This is a genomic window from Clostridium sp. CF012 (assembly GCF_018861755.1).
Lineage (GTDB): Bacteria > Bacillota > Clostridia > Clostridiales > Clostridiaceae > Clostridium_AD.
Genome location: NZ_JAHLEF010000020.1, coordinates 68927 through 87996 on the forward strand (window position 1 = coordinate 68927; position 19070 = coordinate 87996).

Genomic DNA, 19070 nt, shown 5'->3' on the forward strand with positions numbered 1-19070 from the left:
ATTTATGAATTCTAGAATTCCAAGTTTAGATTGGCTTTCTGATACATCGGTTTTCGCTGTTAACAGAATAAACGCTCATTCAGATCATAGATATTATTTGACAAAAACGGAAGAATCAATTGGAGAAATGTCTCTTAGGCAGTGTTTAAATGGAAATTGGAAATTCAGCTATGCAATAAATCCAAGCTCTAGAATTAAAGATTTTTATAAACCTGAATTTGATTGCCATTGTTTTAAGGATATACAAGTTCCTGCACATATCCAGCTTCAAGGTTATGATAAACCTCAATATATAAACACCATGTATCCTTGGGATGGACATAGCGATTTATTACCACCGGAAATATCAGAAGAATATAATCCTGTAGGAAGCTACGTAAAGTATTTTACTATTAATGAAAATATTAGTGGAAAGCCTGTATATATTTCCTTTCAAGGGGTGGAAACCGCATTTTACCTTTGGTTAAATGGTGAATTTGTAGGCTATAGTGAGGATAGCTTTACACCAGCTGAGTTTGATTTAAGTAGCTATATTAAAGAAGGAGAAAATAAGCTGGCCCTAGAGGTGTATAAAAGATCCACAGGAAGCTGGCTTGAAGACCAGGATTTTTGGCGTTTTTCAGGAATTTTTAGGGAGGTATATTTATATACTATTCCAAAAACTCATATTCAAGACTTATTTGTAAAAACGGACTTAGATAAGTCTTATAAAAATGCAGTTTTAAGGTTGGATTTAAATATTGTGGGCGACCTTAATTCTACTATAGATTTAGAGCTCTTGGATAAAGCTTGCGCAGTGGTAGCAAAAAATACAGGTACCTCCACAGAAAATAGCATGTTTTTAGCCCTAAATGTTAACAAAGTTGAGCTTTGGAGTGCTGAGAATCCATACCTTTACACCCTCTCTGCTGTCATTCGAGACGCTTCTGGCATCATTGTAGAGGTCACTACACAAAAGATTGGCTTTAGAAGTTTTGAAATAATAAATAAGGTTATGCACATAAATGGTAAGCGCATAATATTTAAGGGAATAAATCGTCATGAATTTAACGCCAGAAGTGGTAGGGCTATAACTAAAGAAGATATGCTATGGGATATAAAATTCTTAAAACAAAACAATATAAATGCAGTGAGAACCTCCCATTATCCAAATCAAAGCTATTGGTATGAGCTTTGTGATGAATATGGAATATATTTAATAGATGAATGCAACTTAGAAACTCATGGTTCTTGGCAAAAGATGGGCAAAATCAAACCTGATTGGGTTATTCCTGGTAGTAAAAAGCAGTGGTTAGACATTATACTTGATAGAGCAATTTCAATGGTAGAAAGGGATAAGAATCATCCCTCAATTTTGATATGGTCTTGTGGAAATGAATCCTTTGGTGGAGAAAATATATACAAGATGTCTGAGTATTTTAGAGAGAAAGATCCTTCAAGATTAGTTCATTATGAGGGTGTATTCCAGGATAGGAGTTTTAATGATACTAGTGATATGGAGAGCAGAATGTATGCTAAGGTTTTTGAAATTGAAGAGTATTTAAATAACTCTCCAGAAAAACCATATATAAGCTGTGAATACATGCATGCCATGGGTAATTCTTGTGGAGCAATGTTTAAATACGTGGAACTAGAAAGCAAATTTCAGCTTTACCAAGGTGGTTTTATTTGGGACTATATAGATCAGTTTCTAATTAAAAAGGATAGATTAGATCAGGAAGTTTTGGCTTATGGAGGAGATTTCGATGATAGACCCACGGATTACAATTTCTGTGGTAATGGTATTGTTTATGCAGATAGGAAACCCTCTCCAAAGGTACAGGAGGTAAAAAAACTTTATGCAAATTTAAAATTAATTGGGGACAGAACTGGAGTAACAATTAAAAATGAAAACCTGTTTATAGATACCTCTGATTACATTTTAGAGTATTCCTTAGCTTTTAATGGAAGTGAAATTTATAAGGATTTTATTGCAGTTATTGTTGACGCTGGCCAGCATATGCATATAAATCTTAATCTCCCCGAGGTAAATACCTTTGGAGAATATATATTGAATACTTCCTTCAAACTTAAAAATAGTAATATTTGGGCAGAGGCAGGACATGTGGTAGCCTTTGATCAATATATTTTTGAACTAGAGGGCGCCCTCCCTACTAAAAAGTTTACTAATCCTCAAGTTGTTTATGGCGATGTAAATATTGGGGTTAAAAATGAGGATTTTAGTGTTTTATTTTCAAAACAAGAAGGTGGAATTGTATCTCTTAGGTATGAAAGCGCAGAAATGATAACGCGAACGCCGATGCCTATTTATTGGAGAGCTATGACGGATAATGACAAGGGAGCTAGTCATGGTTATAGGTGTGGACAATGGCTTCAAGCCAGTATGTTCCAACGCTGCATAGATGTTCGTGTAATTGAACATGAATTCTCTATTACTGTAGAATATACATATGCACTTTTAGCTACAATGAAAAGTGAAGTAAAAGTGTCCTATACTGTATATTCAAATGGTGAAATTAAAGTAGCTTGTGATTATAAAGGAATCAAAGGCCTACCTGAGCTTCCAATATTCGGAATGGCATTTAAATTATCCTCTGATTATGATAATTTCAAATGGTATGGCCTAGGACCTGAAGAGAATTATATAGACAGGCTTCATGGAGCTTCACTAGGAATTCATAAAAAATCTGTAAAAGAAAATGTTGCAGGTTATATTGTACCTCAGGAAAGTGGAAACCGTACTTGCGTTAGATGGGCGAAGATAAAAGATAAAAATGGATTTGGTATTGAGTTTGAAGCTATTAACTCCCCTTTTGAACTTGGAGTATCTCCATATACCGCTTTTGAGCTTCAAAATGCATTGCATCACAATGAACTCCCAAACATAAATTATACAGTAGTAACCATTGCCGCAAAGCAGATGGGAATAGGTGGGGATGATAGCTGGGGAGCACCAGTACACAAGGAATACCTTATAGATTCCTCAAAGGATATTCATTTTGAATTTATAATGAGGAAATGCTTAGAAAAGTGAAGGTAAGAATTAAATTAATAGATAGGAGGCTTTTCTGTGAATATAAATTTTGATGGAGCTACAAAATCTTTTCATTTGCAAACTGAAAATACAAGCTATATTATGCAGATACATAAAGATGGGTATCTGGCACATCTTTATTGGGGGAAGCGTTTAAGAAAGGCTGTCAGCAGCGAACTTCTTTCTTTAAAAGCAAGAGGTTCTTTTTCTCCTAACCCTGATAATGAAGACGATGTTTTTACTCTGGACACTTTTCCACAAGAATATCCTGCTTATGGTAATACAGATTATCGCATGCCAGCTTATGAAGTACAACTTGAAAACGGAACAACGGTAACAGACCTTAGATTTGACTCTTATAAGATTTTAAAGGGAAAACCTGTATTAAAAGGCCTCCCCTCAACTTATGTAGAAAATGAAGCTGAAGCTTTGACATTAGAAATATTAATGCTCGATGCACTAATTGGTCTTAAGGTTCTTTTATCTTATACTGTTTTTGATAAACATGATGCTATTACTAGAAGTGTTCGATTTATAAATGATGGTACTACTAATTTAAAGCTTCTTCGTACTTTGAGCATGAGTGTGGATTTTAATGTAGATAAGTATGAATTTATGCAGCTTTCAGGAGCTTGGGGAAGAGAAAGACATATTGAAAGAATCGCCCTTAATACTGGGAATAAATCTATTGAGAGTAGAAGAGGCGCCAGCGGTCATCAGCAAAATCCTTTTATTGCTCTGCTACGCCGCGATACTACTGAGGAACATGGCGAGGTATATGGATTTAGTTTAGTTTATAGTGGTAATTTTTTAGCTCAAGCAGAGATTGACCAATATAGTACTACTAGGGTGTCCATGGGAATTAATCCCTTTGGTTTTTCATGGCTACTAGAACCTTTGGAAACTTTTCAAACACCAGAAGTTGTTATGGTTTATTCCTCAGAGGGTATTGGTAAGATGTCTAGGACTTACCACAAGCTATACAGAACACGATTATGCAGGGGGAAATTTAGAGATGCCACGAGGCCAGTGGTAATAAATAATTGGGAGGCCACTTATTTCGATTTTAATGCAAAGAAAGTAGAGGATATTGCTAAGGTAGGAAAAGAACTTGGCATTGAACTTTTTGTATTGGATGATGGATGGTTTGGAAAAAGAGATAATGACAAAACTTCCTTAGGTGATTGGGTAGTTAATAAAAATAAACTTCCCAAGGGCTTAGATAACCTTGCAAATCGCGTCAATAATCTTGGTCTACAATTTGGCTTATGGTTTGAACCGGAGATGATATCACCTGACAGTGATTTGTATAGACTCCATCCTGATTGGTGCATTCATGTGCCAAATAGAACTAGGTCTCTTGGAAGAACACAGTTAATTCTTGATTTATCAAGAAGTGATGTTTGTGATTATATTATTGATGCAGTAAGTAGTGTTTTAAGAAGTGCTAAAGTTAGCTATGTTAAATGGGATATGAATAGAAATATGACTGAAATAGGCTCTGCTTTATTGCCACCTGAAAGGCAGCGAGAAACAGCCCATAGGTATATCTTAGGACTTTATAGTGTAATGGAAACAATAACAACAAGTTTCCCTAATATATTGTTTGAGAGCTGCTCTGGTGGCGGCGGACGTTTTGACCCTGGAATTTTGTTCTACATGCCACAAACTTGGACTAGCGATGATACAGATGCAGTGGAAAGGCTTAAAATCCAGTACGGAACTAGCGTAGTTTATCCAGTGTGCACTATGGGCTGCCATGTTTCTGATGTTCCCAATCACCAAGTAGCTAGGAATACCTCTCTTAAAATGAGAGGAGATGTAGCCATGTTTGGAAACTTTGGCTATGAGTTAGATCTTACAAATTTCTCCGATAGTGAAAAAGAACAAGTAAAACATCAGATTTCAAAGTACAAACAATTAAGAGAACTAATTCAGCATGGAGATTTGTATCGGTTACTTAGCCCCTTCGCTGGGAATGAAACTGCCTGGATGTTTGTATCTGAGGATAAATCAGAAGCATTCATTAGCTATTTTAAGGTTCTTGCTATGGCAAATGAGCCTACGCAAAAATTAGCTTTAAGAGGCCTCAATCCCGATATAGATTACAATATTATAGGTAAAGAGGGCTTTTATGGTGGGGACGAGCTCATGTATTCAGGACTTAATATACCAGATTTGAATGGCGATTATTGTAGTATCACTTGGAGTATTGTCGGTATACGGTAATACTCAATACTTATCATTTAGTGCTGTACCATAAACTTGAAGTTTATGGTACAATCTGTATTAATATTTTTTACTCCTTGGTAACAATTTTCCCTTCCTATCGGTCGTTACACATATTTTTCTACATACTTATCTATTGCACATAATAGTTTTTCACCAGGTCTTTGGTCTCCTAATGCTCCTGAATAATGAATCATTCCATATGCAGGAATATCTTCATTAGGTACTAGGTTAGGTGGAATTGATTGTAGCATCATGCCCATATGCTGTCCAAAAGTATTCAAGGCTTGTAGACACAAATGTCCTCCACCTTCCGGGCTCCCTGCAGATGTAAATACGGTTAATCTTTTACCTATTAATTTTCCTTCTGCCCAAAATTCTGATGCAGCATCCATATACGCTTTCATTTCTGCAGAAACATTCCCGTAATAAGTAGGACATCCTAAAATAATTTGTTCTTTATCTAATATATCCCCCCATTTTGCTATGGGTATATTCATTATTTCTTCTAAATATTCCTTCGCTACTGGAAATCGCTCTGATAATTCCTCTAGATTCTCATCCCATACGCGGTAAATCTCTACTTCTTTTCCTTTTTTTAAAAAGCTTTCATAAAAAGCCTTTGCTACCAAATAAGTATTTCCACACACACTATGAAAAATAATAGCCGTTTTCAAATTTATTCCCCCTTTTTTTAATTTTTATACATATAACGACATAATGTTTAAGTTCTTATTCTCTTTTTACATCTACATTTTACCACAAGCCACCACTGAGAAGCCATATATTCCTTATTCTTCATTTTTTAATATTTATATTACATTTTAACGACGAAAAAACTACTGAATTACTTCAGCAGCTCCCATCACTGTCTTCCACTATATTTTTACAATCCCCCCCGGTGGGGGGCTTATATTAGCCACCTAGATATGCTTTCTTGATGTCTGGAGAATCCATGAGATCCAGGCTTAATTTTATATAAGAAATAATGATAATATAAATACTGTTAATATTGTGACAATACCTTGAAGCAATGTGGCTACTGTCTGGGTTTTGTATGCAGTCTTTACATCCATTCCTCCAAATTGTGATACAACCCAGAAATAACTGTCATTAGCATGCGAAACTGTCATTGCACCAGCACCTATTGCCATAACCACAAGAACTTTTGCAATCTCAGTATCAAAGCCCAAAGCAGGTAGGATTGGAAATAATAAAGCTGATGTAGTAACAATTGCTACCGTAGAAGAACCTTGTGCTGTCTTTAAGGCAGCAGCTATTATAAATGGGACAAAAATTCCTATATTTAAGGTCTGTAAGCTTTGTCCTAAATAATCTCCGATTTTTATTTCCTTTATGACATTACCAAGGGCACCTCCTGATGCAGTAATTATAAGTATTATGGCTGCATCCTTAAGGGCTGTTCCCACCCATCCATTAAGTGTCTCTTCATTAAGCTTTGGAACTAGCATAAATGCAAATATAACGCCTACGAATAATGCATTTACTGGGGTACCTAAAAATGCAAATATGCTAAATGCTAAGCCTTTACCAAAAGGGTTACCTGGAAACTTCGCAATGGACCCTAATGCCATAAGAATTATAGGCACAATTATTGGTGCAAAAGCTTTTGTTGCTGAGGGGAGCTTACCATACCTTTTCAGTTCTTCTTCATAAGTTCTCGTATCAACTGATGTATCAATATTTGATTTATATTTTGAGGCTACTTTATTCGCAAAAACATTACCTACTATTACAGCTGGTATTGCAACGAGCATACCGATTACGATTACTAATAATAAGTTATCAAGCTTTAAGTTTGCCGCTGCTGCAATAGGGCCTGGTGTCGGTGGAACAAGCGTATGTGTTGCATAAAGTCCAGTAGAAAGTGCAACTGACATAGCTACCAGAGAAGTTTTTGTTTTCTTTGCCAAAGTTTTATTTAAAGAAGAAAGAATTACAAAGCCTGAATCACAGAAGACAGGTATAGAAACTATATACCCTATTATGCTCATAGCTACTGTAGGTCTTTTTTCCCCTACAGCCTTGATTACAACCTCTGCCATTTTAATAGCACCACCAGATTTTTCTAGAATAGTACCAATAATACAACCTGCAAGTATTACAAGTCCAATACTTGTTAATGTACCTCCAAAACCTGCTGAAATAAAGCCTGCTATTTTGTCAATTGGCACACCTGCAGCAAAAGCTAATCCATATGATGCAATTATCAATGATAAAAATGGATGTAGTTTAAACTTTGATGTAGCAAGTACTATAAAGATAATTGCTAATAACAAGATAACGATTAACATAGGTCCTTGTACCATTATATTGTCCCCCTTTAGATTTTCTATATGAAATGCCTTTAAGGCATTACATAGCTTATTTTATATAATAAAATAAATTAAGTTACATTATCTACATATTCATTTTTATGACTCTCATAATTCTTTCTGCGGTCTTTTGTAAAAGTAAGTCGCTATTTTCCATTGCTTCCTCTAGCGACATAGGCTTATCGACAATTGAAAAAATACTATCAAATCCTTTTGAATATAATTCTTCAGCATCCCTTCCTATACCACCAGCTATAGCTATTACTGGAATATTATACTTTTTAGCGAGCTTTGCTACTCCATAAGGTGTTTTACCATATTGAGTCTGATAGTCTATCATTCCTTCTCCAGTTATAACTAAGTCCGCATCCTTTAGCTTGTCTTCAAGTGCTGTAGTTTCTATAACAATGTTAATACCTGGCCGTAATTTTGCATTCAAAAATGCAAGAAGCCCTCCACCAAGTCCCCCAGCCGCACCAGCTCCTGGGTAGTCCACAATTGAAATTCCTAAGTACTTTTCTACCATATCTGCATAGTGAGATAAATTCTTATCTAAGGTAATAATCATATTCTCATCAGCACCCTTTTGAGGGCCGAAAATATTCGATGCACCTTTCTCACCACAAAGTGGATTATCTACATCACAAGCTGCTACTATATTACATAGCTTTATTCGGCTATCAATTTTTGATAAATCTATATTTTCAAGTTTATCTAAGTACCCACCGCCAAAGCCTATTTCATCACCGTTTCCATCTAAAAGCTTTACACCTAATGCATTAAGCATACCAGCACCACCATCATTAGTTGCGCTACCACCTATGCCAATAATAAAATTTCTACATCCCATGTCCAAAGCATGCACTATTATTTCCCCAGTCCCATAGGTTGTTGTTTTCATAGGATTTCTTTCTTCTTTTGATAACAATGTGATTCCAGATGCAGCAGCCATTTCAATCACTGCAGTGTTACCATCACCAAGTATGCCATAAAAGGCGTCAATGGTCCTCATAAGTGGATCTTTTACTTTTAATTTTACTAGTTTTCCTCCTGTAGCATCTACAAGTGATTGAACAGTACCCTCTCCACCATCAGCCATAGGAACTCTAACTATTTCCGCATTATCAAACACTACTCTTATTCCTATTTCAATATTTTCGCATACCTCAAGGGCTGAGAGACTACCTTTAAAGGAATCTGGTGCTATAATTATTTTCATATGTAGACCTCCAAGATTTATATTTAATGATTTACAAGTGATTATGATACTATAAAAAAATAATTAGGATTACGTTTACCATTAGTACATTATTCTTCATAATAACAAAAAAACCTCTATTGCTAACCTTATAATAATATATATGGCGCTGTGGATGTCTAGCTCCATAAATTGTGATTTATGGAGCCATTTAGTTTAATACAGACCCGAAAAGAGATAGCCTCAGGCTATCTCTTTTCTCTTTATCGGTACATTTACTACCTTTTATTTATTCAATCTTTTTATTTAAAGCATCTGTTTTAACATTATTCACATTTTGATTACTATTGGATATCATAAAATCTGAGTTAATAATAACGCTTGAAACTGTTGAATTATTTTCAAGTGTTATTTTGTCCCAAACAATAGAGTCAATGATTGTATTGTTTGGTCCCACTCTGCAATCATTACCAATGATCGTATTTGGACCAATGATAGAATTAGCCGCAATTTTAGTATTTTCACCAATATACGTAGGACCAATAATTTTAGTAGAACTATGAATTGTTGTATTTTCACCTACAAATATATTCTGGTGCTCACCTTTAATTTCTGATAAAGGATAGTCTCCACTTAAAATATCCTCATGGGCCTGAATATATTCTTCAAGGGTCCCTATGTCCATCCAATATGCATCACTTTTATAAACTGCAATAGGATAACCTTTTTTTAATAGTAGTGGCCATGTTTCTTTTTCTATTGATACTACCTGTGAATCTGGGATTTCCTTTAAAACATTTGGTTCAAATATATATATTCCAGCATTAATATAGTTTGATTTTATTTCTGAATGCTTTGATTTCTCAATAAATCTTTCAGCATAAAGATTCTCATTATATTCAATAACATCGTAATCAAAAGGATTTTCGACTTTCGTTACTGCAATTGTAACTGATGCACATTTTTCTTTGTGAAATTTCATCATATCCTCAATATTAATATCACTTAATATATCCTCAGTAAATACGATAAAAGTATCATTGAAAAATTCCTCAGCATTTTTAATTGCACCTCCTGTACCTAAAGTAATATCCCCACCTATATAATGGATTTTTAATCCTAATTTTGTGCCATCGCCAAAATACTTTTCAATTTTTTGTGGCTTATGGCCTGTACTAAGTATAACTTCATCAACACCATAATCCTTAAGTTTTAATATGTTTCTTTCTAAAAGTGGTTTAGCCATCATTGGTATCATAGATTTAGGTAAATCGTCAGTTAATGGTTCTAAGTTAGTCCCCACTCCATCTACAAGAAATAATGCTTTCATAAGTTTTCCTCCTTAATAGTTAGTCCCTTAAAGCACACTTTTCTCGCAAAAGTGTCATTATAAAGTCTTATTTTTCATGTATTAAATCATCTTCTGCCATGCTGCAATGTGGTTAAAGTAGTTCACTTTAATTTGCAGTTGAAAGACCAATACTGTTATCTGTCATAATAAAAAAGTCACCTTAACTAATTATTTAATGTAACATTAAAATCAGCTGGCGCTCCGTTAATAAAACAATATGCAATTAAATTAGTATCTTCACAGTTAATCGGTATCTAAGTTCATTATACCACACCAAACGCTTATTAGCGAATTTTGGAGAAAATGTTAAATTATTTAATTAATAACAAACAACATATTCAAAACACTACTGCACTGGATTCCCCCAAGTGCAGTAGTGTTTTTTTAATCTATAATCTAAATCTTAAATAATATCCACCTACAAGTACTTAGCTCATATTTTATCTCATACAGCTTATCATTTCCGTTTACTACACTCTGACATTTAAACACCAGCATATTGTTTCCCGCCAGCTTTTCTTTATCAACGCAAATAACTTTATCTATTTTAACAACAGAATTACTTTCATCTTCATTAGTAATTTTAAATCTCACAGGATTTATATTCCCTAATGCATCAGTCCAAGAAACTACTTCTATAGGCTTTGCTATAATTTTCATATCACCCCTCCAAACATATGTTCGTATATATATTGTATATCATTTTACGAAAAATGGAAAGGGTAAAATAATCCAGTGATACATATAATTATAGGCTCTATTTTATATTATTAGTATCCTTTAATTCCCTATTAAGCCTCTTCAATGCGCTCTTTTCAATTCTAGAAACATAGGATCTAGAAATTCCTAAAATCAATGCGATTTCTCTTTGAGTTAAAGGGATACCGTTAGGTATTCCATAACGCATTTGGATTATTGTTTTTTCTCTATCCTTCAAAGCAAAATTTATTTTATCATAAAGGTTTTTAATTTGCATTTTATTTTCTACTATCTTAAAAATGGAATCTTCATCACTACTTAATACATCTATAAGGGATATCTCATTTCCTTCCATATCAGTGCCAATAGGGTCCTGCAGGTACACCTCACCCTTTGTCTTTTTATTATTGCGTATAAGCATGAGTATTTCATTTTCTATGCACCTTGCAGCATAGGTAGCAATCCTTGTACCCTTACTTATATCAAAGGAATCAATAGCTTTAATTAGTCCCACAGTTCCAATTGATATGAGGTCATCCACGTCTTTTCCAGGGTAAGAATATTTTTTTACTATATGAGCAACTAGTCTCAAATTATGTTCAACTAATATGCCTTTAGCTAGTAAATCACCCTCCTTAAACTTTGTTAAATAGGATTTTTCTTCTTCTTCACATAATGGTTGAGGGAATGAATTATTCCCAGTTATATAAGCTGTCAAAAATGTAATATTTCCAATCATATCTAATAAACTGTTTATGAAAAGCAAAGATGTTCCTCCTAATAGTGCTTATTAATATAATATGATTATTTTTATTAAAGTTGCCTATAAATGAACCTCATTTAATTATTTTGCAATTTTTTTTTCATTTGAAGCTACGAGCTAGCTAACCTTATTTTCTAATCTTAACTTATCAGCTACCAGAATAATATGACTTAATATAAATAACGTTTATATACTATCTATCTCTATATACGAAGCTAATCTTTTCTCTAATATTTCCGTATGAAGCTCAAATAAATTATTATCATAGTCATAAAAGTATATAGAATAGCCTTCTTCAGATACTCTTTTCCTTGGAGGCTTTAATTCTAAATTTAGAGTTTTAATTTTATCCAAATAACTATTTACATCAGAATCTGATATTTTAAATGCTATATGATGATAAGTTCTGTTAAGTATATTTGTATCTTCCATAACAGCTATCCATTGATTACCAATAATAAAAAAACGCTCCTTAAATAAAGAATGTTTTTTTTCACCACTATAATAAACTTCTTTAGCATTAAATAGTTCTTTAAATAATTCAGTAGTTTTGTCTAAATTTTTCACAACAAAAGTAATATGGCTTACGCTTTCAATCATATATATCTACCTTTCTTTGTCTTAGATTACGATTCCGGCTTAATAATACCATAATTTATCATAAATATAAATAATAGATATATCCTATTCTTCATGTCAGCATATATTCCTAAGTTGCCACAACTAAAAACGCCACAAACTTTTATTGTTTGTGGCGTCTAATAAGAATATAATTAACTAACTTTATTTGACTAATTATAAATAATTACTAACAACTGATTCAGCTAAACATTTTGATGAGTTAATGATATTAATCCGAGGATGTGATTTTTCTAATACTACATTTAAATCAGTACAAGCCATCACTATATTTTCGATAGATTCCTTTTCTACATCTTCAATAAGCTCATTCCAAATGTCAATGTTCTGTGCATTCTCACTATCTATTTTTATGTTTTGAATAAGATTATTTAATTTTACTTGCCATCCATCTTTAAAAATAAATTCATGACCACTATCTATTATACCCTTCTGATAAATTGTAGACTCAAATGTTGAGCTTGTTGAAAATAAAGTTATTTTTTGTGAAACTTTAGGTAATTTCTTTAAGGTCTCTTCTACAATATTTAATAAAGGGACATTAATTGATTCTTTCAATTCTTTAAAATATATATGTGCTGAATTACATGGCATTGCAATAAAACTCACACCAATTGACTCAATCTTTTGTAATCCCTCAATTATAGTTTTTTTTATAAGTTCATGATTTATTGGACGGTCGATATAAAATGGAGTAGGTAAAGAATATATCATCATTTCGGGAAATTCCTCATCGTATTTTGCTCCGTATTGAAATTGACATTCATCAATAACTAGATCAATAAATGGCGCTGTTGACCTTGGACCCATTCCAGCCAAAATTCCAATTAATTTTTTTTCACTCATTCAAATTACCTCCTCTCAAATAAGTTAGTTCATTTAAAAATACGATTCCATCTTAATAATACCATAATATAACATAAATTTGAAGATTAGGATACTCCCAGTCTTTATCTCAGCATATTTTCCTAAATAGTCACAAGTAAAAACGCCACAAAATTTTATTGTTTGTGACGACATAAATGAACATTACGAATCAACTGAATAAACGCAAAATTATTTTTTATAAAAGCAAATATTATAAATACTTTACAGGATTATCTAAAATTTCTTGAATTTTATTAAAGTAGTGCCCAACATGTACGCCATCTACCAGTGAGTGATGTACTTGAACAGATAGTGGTAACTTTATCTTCCCATTTTCCTCAAAGAATTTACCCCATGCTATCATTGGGACACTAGCAACAGGTTTCATTTGAATTGGGTGAGTTATACTAGTAAATGAAACCCATGGAATACTTGTAGTATATAGGAGGTCATCACGACATGGTTCATTTCCAACACTTACATTATTTTTTGTTTTTTCTATTTCATTTGATGTGTTAATCTTAAATTCTTTAAATCCATCTATAAATTCTGCTGTACAAAAACTAAATATTTCATTTGAAGTCATTACTGTAAAAGAAGGATTGACCATTTCATGTTCAATTATTTTATCTTCTCTTATCCTATAACGAAATTCCTTTATGCTATTTGCTGTTTTTGTAACAACATACAACATTGATATAAAAAACGGATTTTCTTTTTCCTTAATAAATCTATAAAACTCCGTAATATCAACATTCCCACAAATATTAAAATGAGGATAATCAAGTTGTTTAAAATAGTTGTAATGATTTTTTCTTTCCCAATTTTCTATATCTACAAACTTCATCTATATATCACTCTCCCTAAAAATTTTCTTGAACTAAACTTCGTCATAAAATACGATTCCGAATCATTGTTACCATTATATAACATAACAGTAAAAATTGGAATAGTCCAATCTTTACTGCACCATGTTTTCCAGTTGTCACAAGTAAAAACGCCACAAACTTTTATTGTTTGTGACGCCTAATAATAGATACTATCTGCAAATTCCTCAGCTGGAATTGTTTTACCATAGCGATTTACTTATTCTTATAGGGGTTATATCTCCTTGTTATTAATTTCTAATAGTGCTTCAAAAAATAATTGTGACTGATCCAGCATTGTCATATGTCCAGCATTAGGTATTAAATAAAATTTTTTATATGGAGCATTTATTCTATTAAAGTATTCTTGTGCAATAACATAGGGCGTTTGCCAATCATTTCCGCCTAAAATGTAGTAAATCGGTACTTTATATTCTGCTGGTTCTGATCTTAAGTCAAAGGCTCCTAAAAATTCTAGTACCTTTTCGTTTGCTTTAAGTCCTTTTATCAATGCCGAAAGATCTGAGAACTTAAAAATAGGACTTTTAAATGCAGTTATAAATATGGAAAAATCAATCTTAACAGCTAAGTTATATTTACCTTGGATTCTACGTATTTTGTTACATTTACCCATAAATTTAGCGTCATACTGATCTCCAGGATAAGCTCCTATTGCTTCAATTTTTTTTAGAGCTTTCTTATCATTAGCTTCTATAATTAATTCCTTAACTTTTTCATACCCAACGCGTTCATTCTCAAGAAAACCAACAACTTGTCCGACTCCAATATAATAAGCTACTTCTTCTGGATATTGCTTTATAAACGTACTTCCTAAAACACTTCCCCAAGAATGACCAAGTATAATTATCTTTTGTTTATTATATTTTTTCTTTAGATATTGAATAATTTCAAACAAATCCTTTATCATCAAATCAATTGTAGGATATTTATCAGGATTCTTTGTAAGAGTTTTTCCAGAGCCACGTTGATCCCAATGAACTACTGTAAAAATATCTTCCCATTTTTCTTGAAAGGCATGTGCAAATAGTGATTCAGCACTGCCAGGACCACCATGCAAAAACAACATTACTGGATTATCATACTTTGTACCAGAATGAAATAGATATTGATTAATACCATTAATTGATACATATTCATCAATATAAATTAACCTCTTTGACTTATTTTTCATAATTCCAATTCTCCTTTTCTCTTTGTGACACCTTTTTTTACGATTCCGAATCATTGTTACCATTATATAACATAACAGTAAAATTGGAATAGTCCAAACTTTACTGCACCATGTTTTCCAGTTGTCACTTAACTTAATTCTTTAATTTTTAATATTATTTCATCATATTCTTTTTGATATTTATTTTAAATACTAATGTAATAAGCATGTTTGTATGTATCTTACGTTCTTCTAATTTATCTTCAAGTATTTTCTTTTTTTTTAATAGTTCTTCCACTAAATAAAACCTCCTTGTCACAAGTAAAAACGCCACAAACTTTTATTGTTTGTGACGCCTAAAATGAACATTGTGAAGAATCATAATTTAGAATCAATCGTACATAATAAAAACACCGTAAAATTCAATTTTCAGAATAATAGGGTATTTTTATAAATAATTCATTTATAACTTTTCTATTTTTGTTGCATATATAAGGTATTAGGATGAAATCCAAGCTTCTTATAAAAACATATCGTTGATTCATTCTCCTGGGACACAGTTACTCCAATCACTTTACAATCCATTTCCTTCATCCATTCTATGTGTTTGGATGCAAGTTGCCTCCCAACTCCATTACCTCGATTACTCTCACCAACATGCAGTGATTGAAGTTCACCCGTTCCATCCACTATGGTTGATATACAATATCCTATATATTTATCATTGTTTTTAGCCACAGTTATTTTCATTGTATCTTTATTAAACATAGAAAAAGCCTTTATTCTTTCATCAAAGCTAATGGATCGATATGATTCTTTAAAATATTCTGAACTATCCTCATGATGCAACCTGTTCTTTTCCCAAAGGTTCTTGATGATATCAATGTCATTATAAGAAATATCGAAAATCTCACTCATAATTATCTACTCCTTAATACATTTATTGCGTATAATACTACGATTCCGTCTTAATAAGACCATAATTTATCATAAATATAAATAATAGATATATCCTAATCTTCATGTCAGCATATTTTCCTAAGTCGTCACAACTAAAAACACCACAAACTTTTATTGTTTGTGACGTCTAATAAAAACATTCCGTATTATCAACTTCAATAAATATGTCATTATTTAATGAAATATCATAGATGTGAGAATACTATATCGATATAAATTTTCATTTTCTTCTTCATCAAAAACTGAACCTAATAATTTACCATTATTCTTTTCAATAATTTTTCTTGAAGGTATATTTTCTATGTTACAAGTAACTATTACTTCTTTTATACATATTTTTTCTGCTTCAACTAATGCTAATTTAAGAATTTCAGTACCATACCCCTTTTTTCTATAACTTGGTGATATATCATAACCTATATGCCCATCTGTACCTACATCCTGATGCCTAACTCTTACTACTCCTACTACTTCACTATTATCAATTAGCCAAAAGGTTAAAGTTTTAACCCAACCTTGAGGTAGATCTATTCCTTTAGAAATATTATGTAGGTCATTTAAATATCCATCAAAATCCTCTAATCCTTTTCTGTACTTAGTAAAATAATAAATATCATCTGAATTTTTGTATGCTAAAACATAATTTTCAAAACTCTTTTGATATTTTTTATTTGGTTCAACTAAAAATAAATCATTCATAATTTATCCCCCATATTTTATATATATTAATTCGTTTAAGTTTACGATTCCGTCTTAATAATACCATAATTTATCATAAATATAAATAATAGATATATCCTAATCTTCATGTCAGCATATTTTTCTAAGTCGTCACAAGTAAAAACGCCACAAACTTTTATTGTTTGTGACGTCTAATATGAAGAATATGACCTTAATTTAAAATTAACGACATTGCCTGTTTTGACAAAATTACTTCCATGACATTCACGTTATAAAAATGAGCCAGTTCATAGGCAACACTTGATTTACCCATACCTGAGGCACCGCCTATAAACAAAACCGTCCAATTTCTATCTCTGTTCAATTTATCACCCTCATTCCTATCAGTATTTAGCACATAGTACATAAATAATCTATGCATCGCACAATAAAATACAATTGTTACTTAATAATACCATATTATAGCATAAATATAAAGATTAGAGATATTCAAATTGTTTAGTAAAAGGTCAAAATAAAAACACCCTATTGAGTGTCACTTTACCCTTTAAAATTATACCGTTGCCATTTTTGATAATAATGTCCCAGGAGTTTATGTAGTATTTAAAATTACTGCAGATTGAGCATCAGTAAGAAACTTTGATACTCTATCCATTACCCATAAATCAGTTACATAAGCCATAGTCCATCTCATTAAAATGTAATCATACATTAGTCCAACACCATGCAGCAAAATAATACCTGCACTCCCTTTTCCCATATGCCAAAAGCCCAAGTAAGTAGTGTTGCTGCACCTGCAAAAATCAAGCCTAGTTTATCTAACAATTTGTCAATTCCCATTACTTCTTTCCTTATATATTTTGCATTAAAAAGAGGACCATTAAGATCCTCTTATCTTTTTAACTTTTTTTCTAAAACTTTATTATATTCATTTAATGCTGCGTTCAAAACTTTACTTATATTTACTACCTCTGGATCAACTAAGTTATCTTGTTTTTTGTCAATTAAGAATAATAATTTTTCTCTTAAAATTTCTACATCTTTAAGTAAATCTTCTATTTCAGACATTGTAACACCTCCAAAAGTAGTATTACCAACTTAAAAGAATTTTAGTAACTCAAAACCATTTTAGAGGGGCAAAAATGCTCTTGGATTTCCTTTGGTTGTGTCGGACTATTTTCCTTAAATCGTAGCAACTAAAAACGCCACAAACTTTTATTGTTTGTGACGCCTAATATCTGAAGAAAGCGAATTAACTATTTGCTTCTCATGATTATTATTTTTGATGGTATCAACTATTATTACTGTGCATATTACTACAATTGCACAAAGTACCGATATACCACCCCCCTCCACATTTGCGGATAGGAATTCAACAATCCCAAAAACTATAAATCCTAATACTAAATAGCCAAAATATTTCATTTTAAGATACCCCCTGTTATTGCACCTTAGATTACGATTCCGAATCATTGTTACCATTATATGACATAACAGTAAAAATTGGAATAGTCCAAACTTTACTGCACCATGTTTTCCTAAGTCGTCACAAGTAAGAACGCCACAAACTCTTATTGTTTGTGACGCCTAATGAGAAAGATTCGCATCATCTTAAAGTATTAAAGACTTTTTTACGTAATACATATTAAATCCTGTAGGGGAATTTTCTATAACAGTAAAAACTTCATATCCTAATTTTTGATAAAATCCTAGTGCATGTGTAGTTTGCAGGTATGAGTTAGTAACACCTCTTTTTACTACTTCTTCCTCTACTGCAAGCATCATTTTCCTGCCATATCCGTTTCCCCTATATGTACTATCTACCCAGAGTGAATTGATGTACAACCACTGTGCATTGTAGTTTCCTTGGAGTCCACCAATAATCTTATCATCACTCCTCAATAGGATATTTAGTGGTATGTTTTCTTCAGATGTTTTAGATAGATTAAACGCTCTTAATCCATCTTCAATTATTTTTAGACTTTCTTTACTTAATTCTGATTCAATAGATAGTTTGTTATTCATGCTAAAGCCCCCCTTACTTAGAGTCTTCTTTCGAGATTTTAAAGTAATTGTGTTTAGACAACCAGTGGTACGCAATTGATTACGGTTGTGACGTAACTTAAGAAAGATACGACACAACTAAATCTAAAATTATGTTACTTAACTCTACAGTCGAGTAGACTTACACCTCACAATGTAAGCCCCTCACAGAATCCGTACGTGCGGCTTTCCCGCATACGGCTCCTCATAATAACATTCACAGTTAAAACAAC

General features: G+C 32.4%; 20 protein-coding genes. 2 read left to right on the forward strand and 18 right to left on the reverse strand.

Annotation, left to right across the window (positions count from 1 at the left end; all coding sequences use genetic code 11):
- Nucleotides 1-4: 4 nt before the first annotated feature.
- Both KPL50_RS16725 and KPL50_RS16730 read left to right on the forward strand, forming a co-directional pair.
- Nucleotides 5-3034, forward strand: a complete 3030-nt coding sequence (locus KPL50_RS16725; RefSeq protein ID WP_216299686.1) for a glycoside hydrolase family 2 TIM barrel-domain containing protein — start codon at nt 5-7, stop codon at nt 3032-3034.
- Nucleotides 3035-3070: 36 nt separating this feature from the next.
- Nucleotides 3071-5263, forward strand: a complete 2193-nt coding sequence (locus KPL50_RS16730) for an alpha-galactosidase (protein ID WP_216299687.1) — start codon at nt 3071-3073, stop codon at nt 5261-5263.
- Between the two features lie 107 nt (nt 5264-5370).
- Here the strand turns inward: KPL50_RS16730 and KPL50_RS16735 are convergent, their stop codons facing one another.
- From KPL50_RS16735 to KPL50_RS16815, 18 genes are all read right to left on the reverse strand, one after another.
- On the reverse strand, nt 5371-5940 hold the full coding sequence (locus tag KPL50_RS16735) for a flavodoxin family protein (protein WP_216299688.1): 570 nt from the start codon (nt 5938-5940) through the stop codon (nt 5371-5373).
- Nucleotides 5941-6237: 297 nt separating this feature from the next.
- Nucleotides 6238-7593, reverse strand: coding sequence for a GntP family permease (locus KPL50_RS16740; protein ID WP_216299689.1), 1356 nt, complete (start codon nt 7591-7593; stop codon nt 6238-6240).
- A 91-nt stretch (nt 7594-7684) separates the two neighbouring features.
- A complete protein-coding gene (locus KPL50_RS16745) occupies nt 7685-8818 on the reverse strand; it encodes a glycerate kinase (RefSeq protein ID WP_216299690.1) in 1134 nt (377 codons plus the stop codon).
- A gap of 268 nt (nt 8819-9086) precedes the next feature.
- On the reverse strand, nt 9087-10127 hold the full coding sequence (locus KPL50_RS16750; RefSeq protein ID WP_216299691.1) for a sugar phosphate nucleotidyltransferase: 1041 nt from the start codon (nt 10125-10127) through the stop codon (nt 9087-9089).
- Nucleotides 10128-10544: 417 nt separating this feature from the next.
- Nucleotides 10545-10808: a hypothetical protein gene (locus tag KPL50_RS16755; RefSeq protein WP_216299692.1), complete on the reverse strand. Its 264-nt coding sequence runs from the start codon at nt 10806-10808 to the stop codon at nt 10545-10547.
- Nucleotides 10809-10905: 97 nt separating this feature from the next.
- Entirely contained in the window at nt 10906-11613 is a 708-nt protein-coding gene (sigK, locus tag KPL50_RS16760; RefSeq protein WP_216299693.1) for an RNA polymerase sporulation sigma factor SigK, read from the reverse strand.
- Between the two features lie 183 nt (nt 11614-11796).
- A complete protein-coding gene (fosX, locus tag KPL50_RS16765) occupies nt 11797-12210 on the reverse strand; it encodes a FosX/FosE/FosI family fosfomycin resistance hydrolase (protein WP_216299694.1) in 414 nt (137 codons plus the stop codon).
- Between the two features lie 195 nt (nt 12211-12405).
- Nucleotides 12406-13095, reverse strand: a complete 690-nt coding sequence (locus KPL50_RS16770) for an aspartate/glutamate racemase family protein (protein ID WP_216299695.1) — start codon at nt 13093-13095, stop codon at nt 12406-12408.
- 232 nt (nt 13096-13327) lie between these two features.
- A complete protein-coding gene (locus KPL50_RS16775; RefSeq protein WP_216299696.1) occupies nt 13328-13963 on the reverse strand; it encodes a chloramphenicol acetyltransferase in 636 nt (211 codons plus the stop codon).
- Nucleotides 13964-14217: 254 nt separating this feature from the next.
- Nucleotides 14218-15174 carry an alpha/beta fold hydrolase gene (locus tag KPL50_RS16780; protein ID WP_216299697.1) on the reverse strand — a complete coding sequence of 319 codons (957 nt, stop codon included), beginning with the start codon at nt 15172-15174 and terminating at the stop codon, nt 14218-14220.
- 154 nt (nt 15175-15328) lie between these two features.
- A complete protein-coding gene (locus KPL50_RS27525; protein WP_290443246.1) occupies nt 15329-15451 on the reverse strand; it encodes a hypothetical protein in 123 nt (40 codons plus the stop codon).
- Between the two features lie 176 nt (nt 15452-15627).
- Nucleotides 15628-16071 (reverse strand): GNAT family N-acetyltransferase, encoded by a 444-nt coding sequence (locus KPL50_RS16785; protein WP_216299698.1) that lies wholly within the window; start codon nt 16069-16071, stop codon nt 15628-15630.
- 216 nt (nt 16072-16287) lie between these two features.
- Entirely contained in the window at nt 16288-16812 is a 525-nt protein-coding gene (locus KPL50_RS16790; RefSeq protein WP_216299699.1) for a GNAT family N-acetyltransferase, read from the reverse strand.
- Between the two features lie 193 nt (nt 16813-17005).
- Complete coding sequence (locus tag KPL50_RS16795) at nt 17006-17158, reverse strand: hypothetical protein (RefSeq protein WP_216299706.1); 153 nt, start codon at nt 17156-17158, stop codon at nt 17006-17008.
- A gap of 228 nt (nt 17159-17386) precedes the next feature.
- Nucleotides 17387-17554, reverse strand: a complete 168-nt coding sequence (locus KPL50_RS16800; protein ID WP_216299700.1) for a hypothetical protein — start codon at nt 17552-17554, stop codon at nt 17387-17389.
- Nucleotides 17555-17685: 131 nt separating this feature from the next.
- Nucleotides 17686-17862, reverse strand: a complete 177-nt coding sequence (locus KPL50_RS16805; RefSeq protein WP_216299701.1) for an aspartyl-phosphate phosphatase Spo0E family protein — start codon at nt 17860-17862, stop codon at nt 17686-17688.
- A gap of 147 nt (nt 17863-18009) precedes the next feature.
- Nucleotides 18010-18219: a hypothetical protein gene (locus tag KPL50_RS16810; RefSeq protein WP_216299702.1), complete on the reverse strand. Its 210-nt coding sequence runs from the start codon at nt 18217-18219 to the stop codon at nt 18010-18012.
- Nucleotides 18220-18405: 186 nt separating this feature from the next.
- Nucleotides 18406-18819, reverse strand: a complete 414-nt coding sequence (locus KPL50_RS16815) for an N-acetyltransferase (protein WP_216299703.1) — start codon at nt 18817-18819, stop codon at nt 18406-18408.
- Between the last annotated feature and the right edge of the window lie 251 nt (nt 18820-19070).

Bases quoted from the DNA above. Each gene is read 5' to 3' on its own strand.
- KPL50_RS16800 (WP_216299700.1), bottom strand. From the start codon at position 17,554: ATGGGAAAAGGGAGTGCAGGTATTATTTTGCTGCATGGTGTTGGACTA.
- KPL50_RS16780 (WP_216299697.1), bottom strand. From the start codon at position 15,174: ATGAAAAATAAGTCAAAGAGGTTAATTTATATTGATGAATATGTATCA.
- fosX (WP_216299694.1), bottom strand. From the start codon at position 12,210: ATGATTGAAAGCGTAAGCCATATTACTTTTGTTGTGAAAAATTTAGAC.
- KPL50_RS16750 (WP_216299691.1), bottom strand. From the start codon at position 10,127: ATGAAAGCATTATTTCTTGTAGATGGAGTGGGGACTAACTTAGAACCA.
- KPL50_RS16775 (WP_216299696.1), bottom strand. From the start codon at position 13,963: ATGAAGTTTGTAGATATAGAAAATTGGGAAAGAAAAAATCATTACAAC.
- KPL50_RS16815 (WP_216299703.1), bottom strand. From the start codon at position 18,819: ATGAATAACAAACTATCTATTGAATCAGAATTAAGTAAAGAAAGTCTA.
- KPL50_RS16755 (WP_216299692.1), bottom strand. From the start codon at position 10,808: ATGAAAATTATAGCAAAGCCTATAGAAGTAGTTTCTTGGACTGATGCA.
- KPL50_RS16725 (WP_216299686.1), top strand. From the start codon at position 5: ATGAATTCTAGAATTCCAAGTTTAGATTGGCTTTCTGATACATCGGTT.
- KPL50_RS16790 (WP_216299699.1), bottom strand. From the start codon at position 16,812: ATGAATGATTTATTTTTAGTTGAACCAAATAAAAAATATCAAAAGAGT.
- KPL50_RS16785 (WP_216299698.1), bottom strand. From the start codon at position 16,071: ATGAGTGAGATTTTCGATATTTCTTATAATGACATTGATATCATCAAG.
- KPL50_RS16805 (WP_216299701.1), bottom strand. From the start codon at position 17,862: ATGTCTGAAATAGAAGATTTACTTAAAGATGTAGAAATTTTAAGAGAA.
- KPL50_RS16810 (WP_216299702.1), bottom strand. From the start codon at position 18,219: ATGAAATATTTTGGCTATTTAGTATTAGGATTTATAGTTTTTGGGATT.
- KPL50_RS16745 (WP_216299690.1), bottom strand. From the start codon at position 8,818: ATGAAAATAATTATAGCACCAGATTCCTTTAAAGGTAGTCTCTCAGCC.
- KPL50_RS16740 (WP_216299689.1), bottom strand. From the start codon at position 7,593: ATGGTACAAGGACCTATGTTAATCGTTATCTTGTTATTAGCAATTATC.
- KPL50_RS16770 (WP_216299695.1), bottom strand. From the start codon at position 13,095: ATGAGTGAAAAAAAATTAATTGGAATTTTGGCTGGAATGGGTCCAAGG.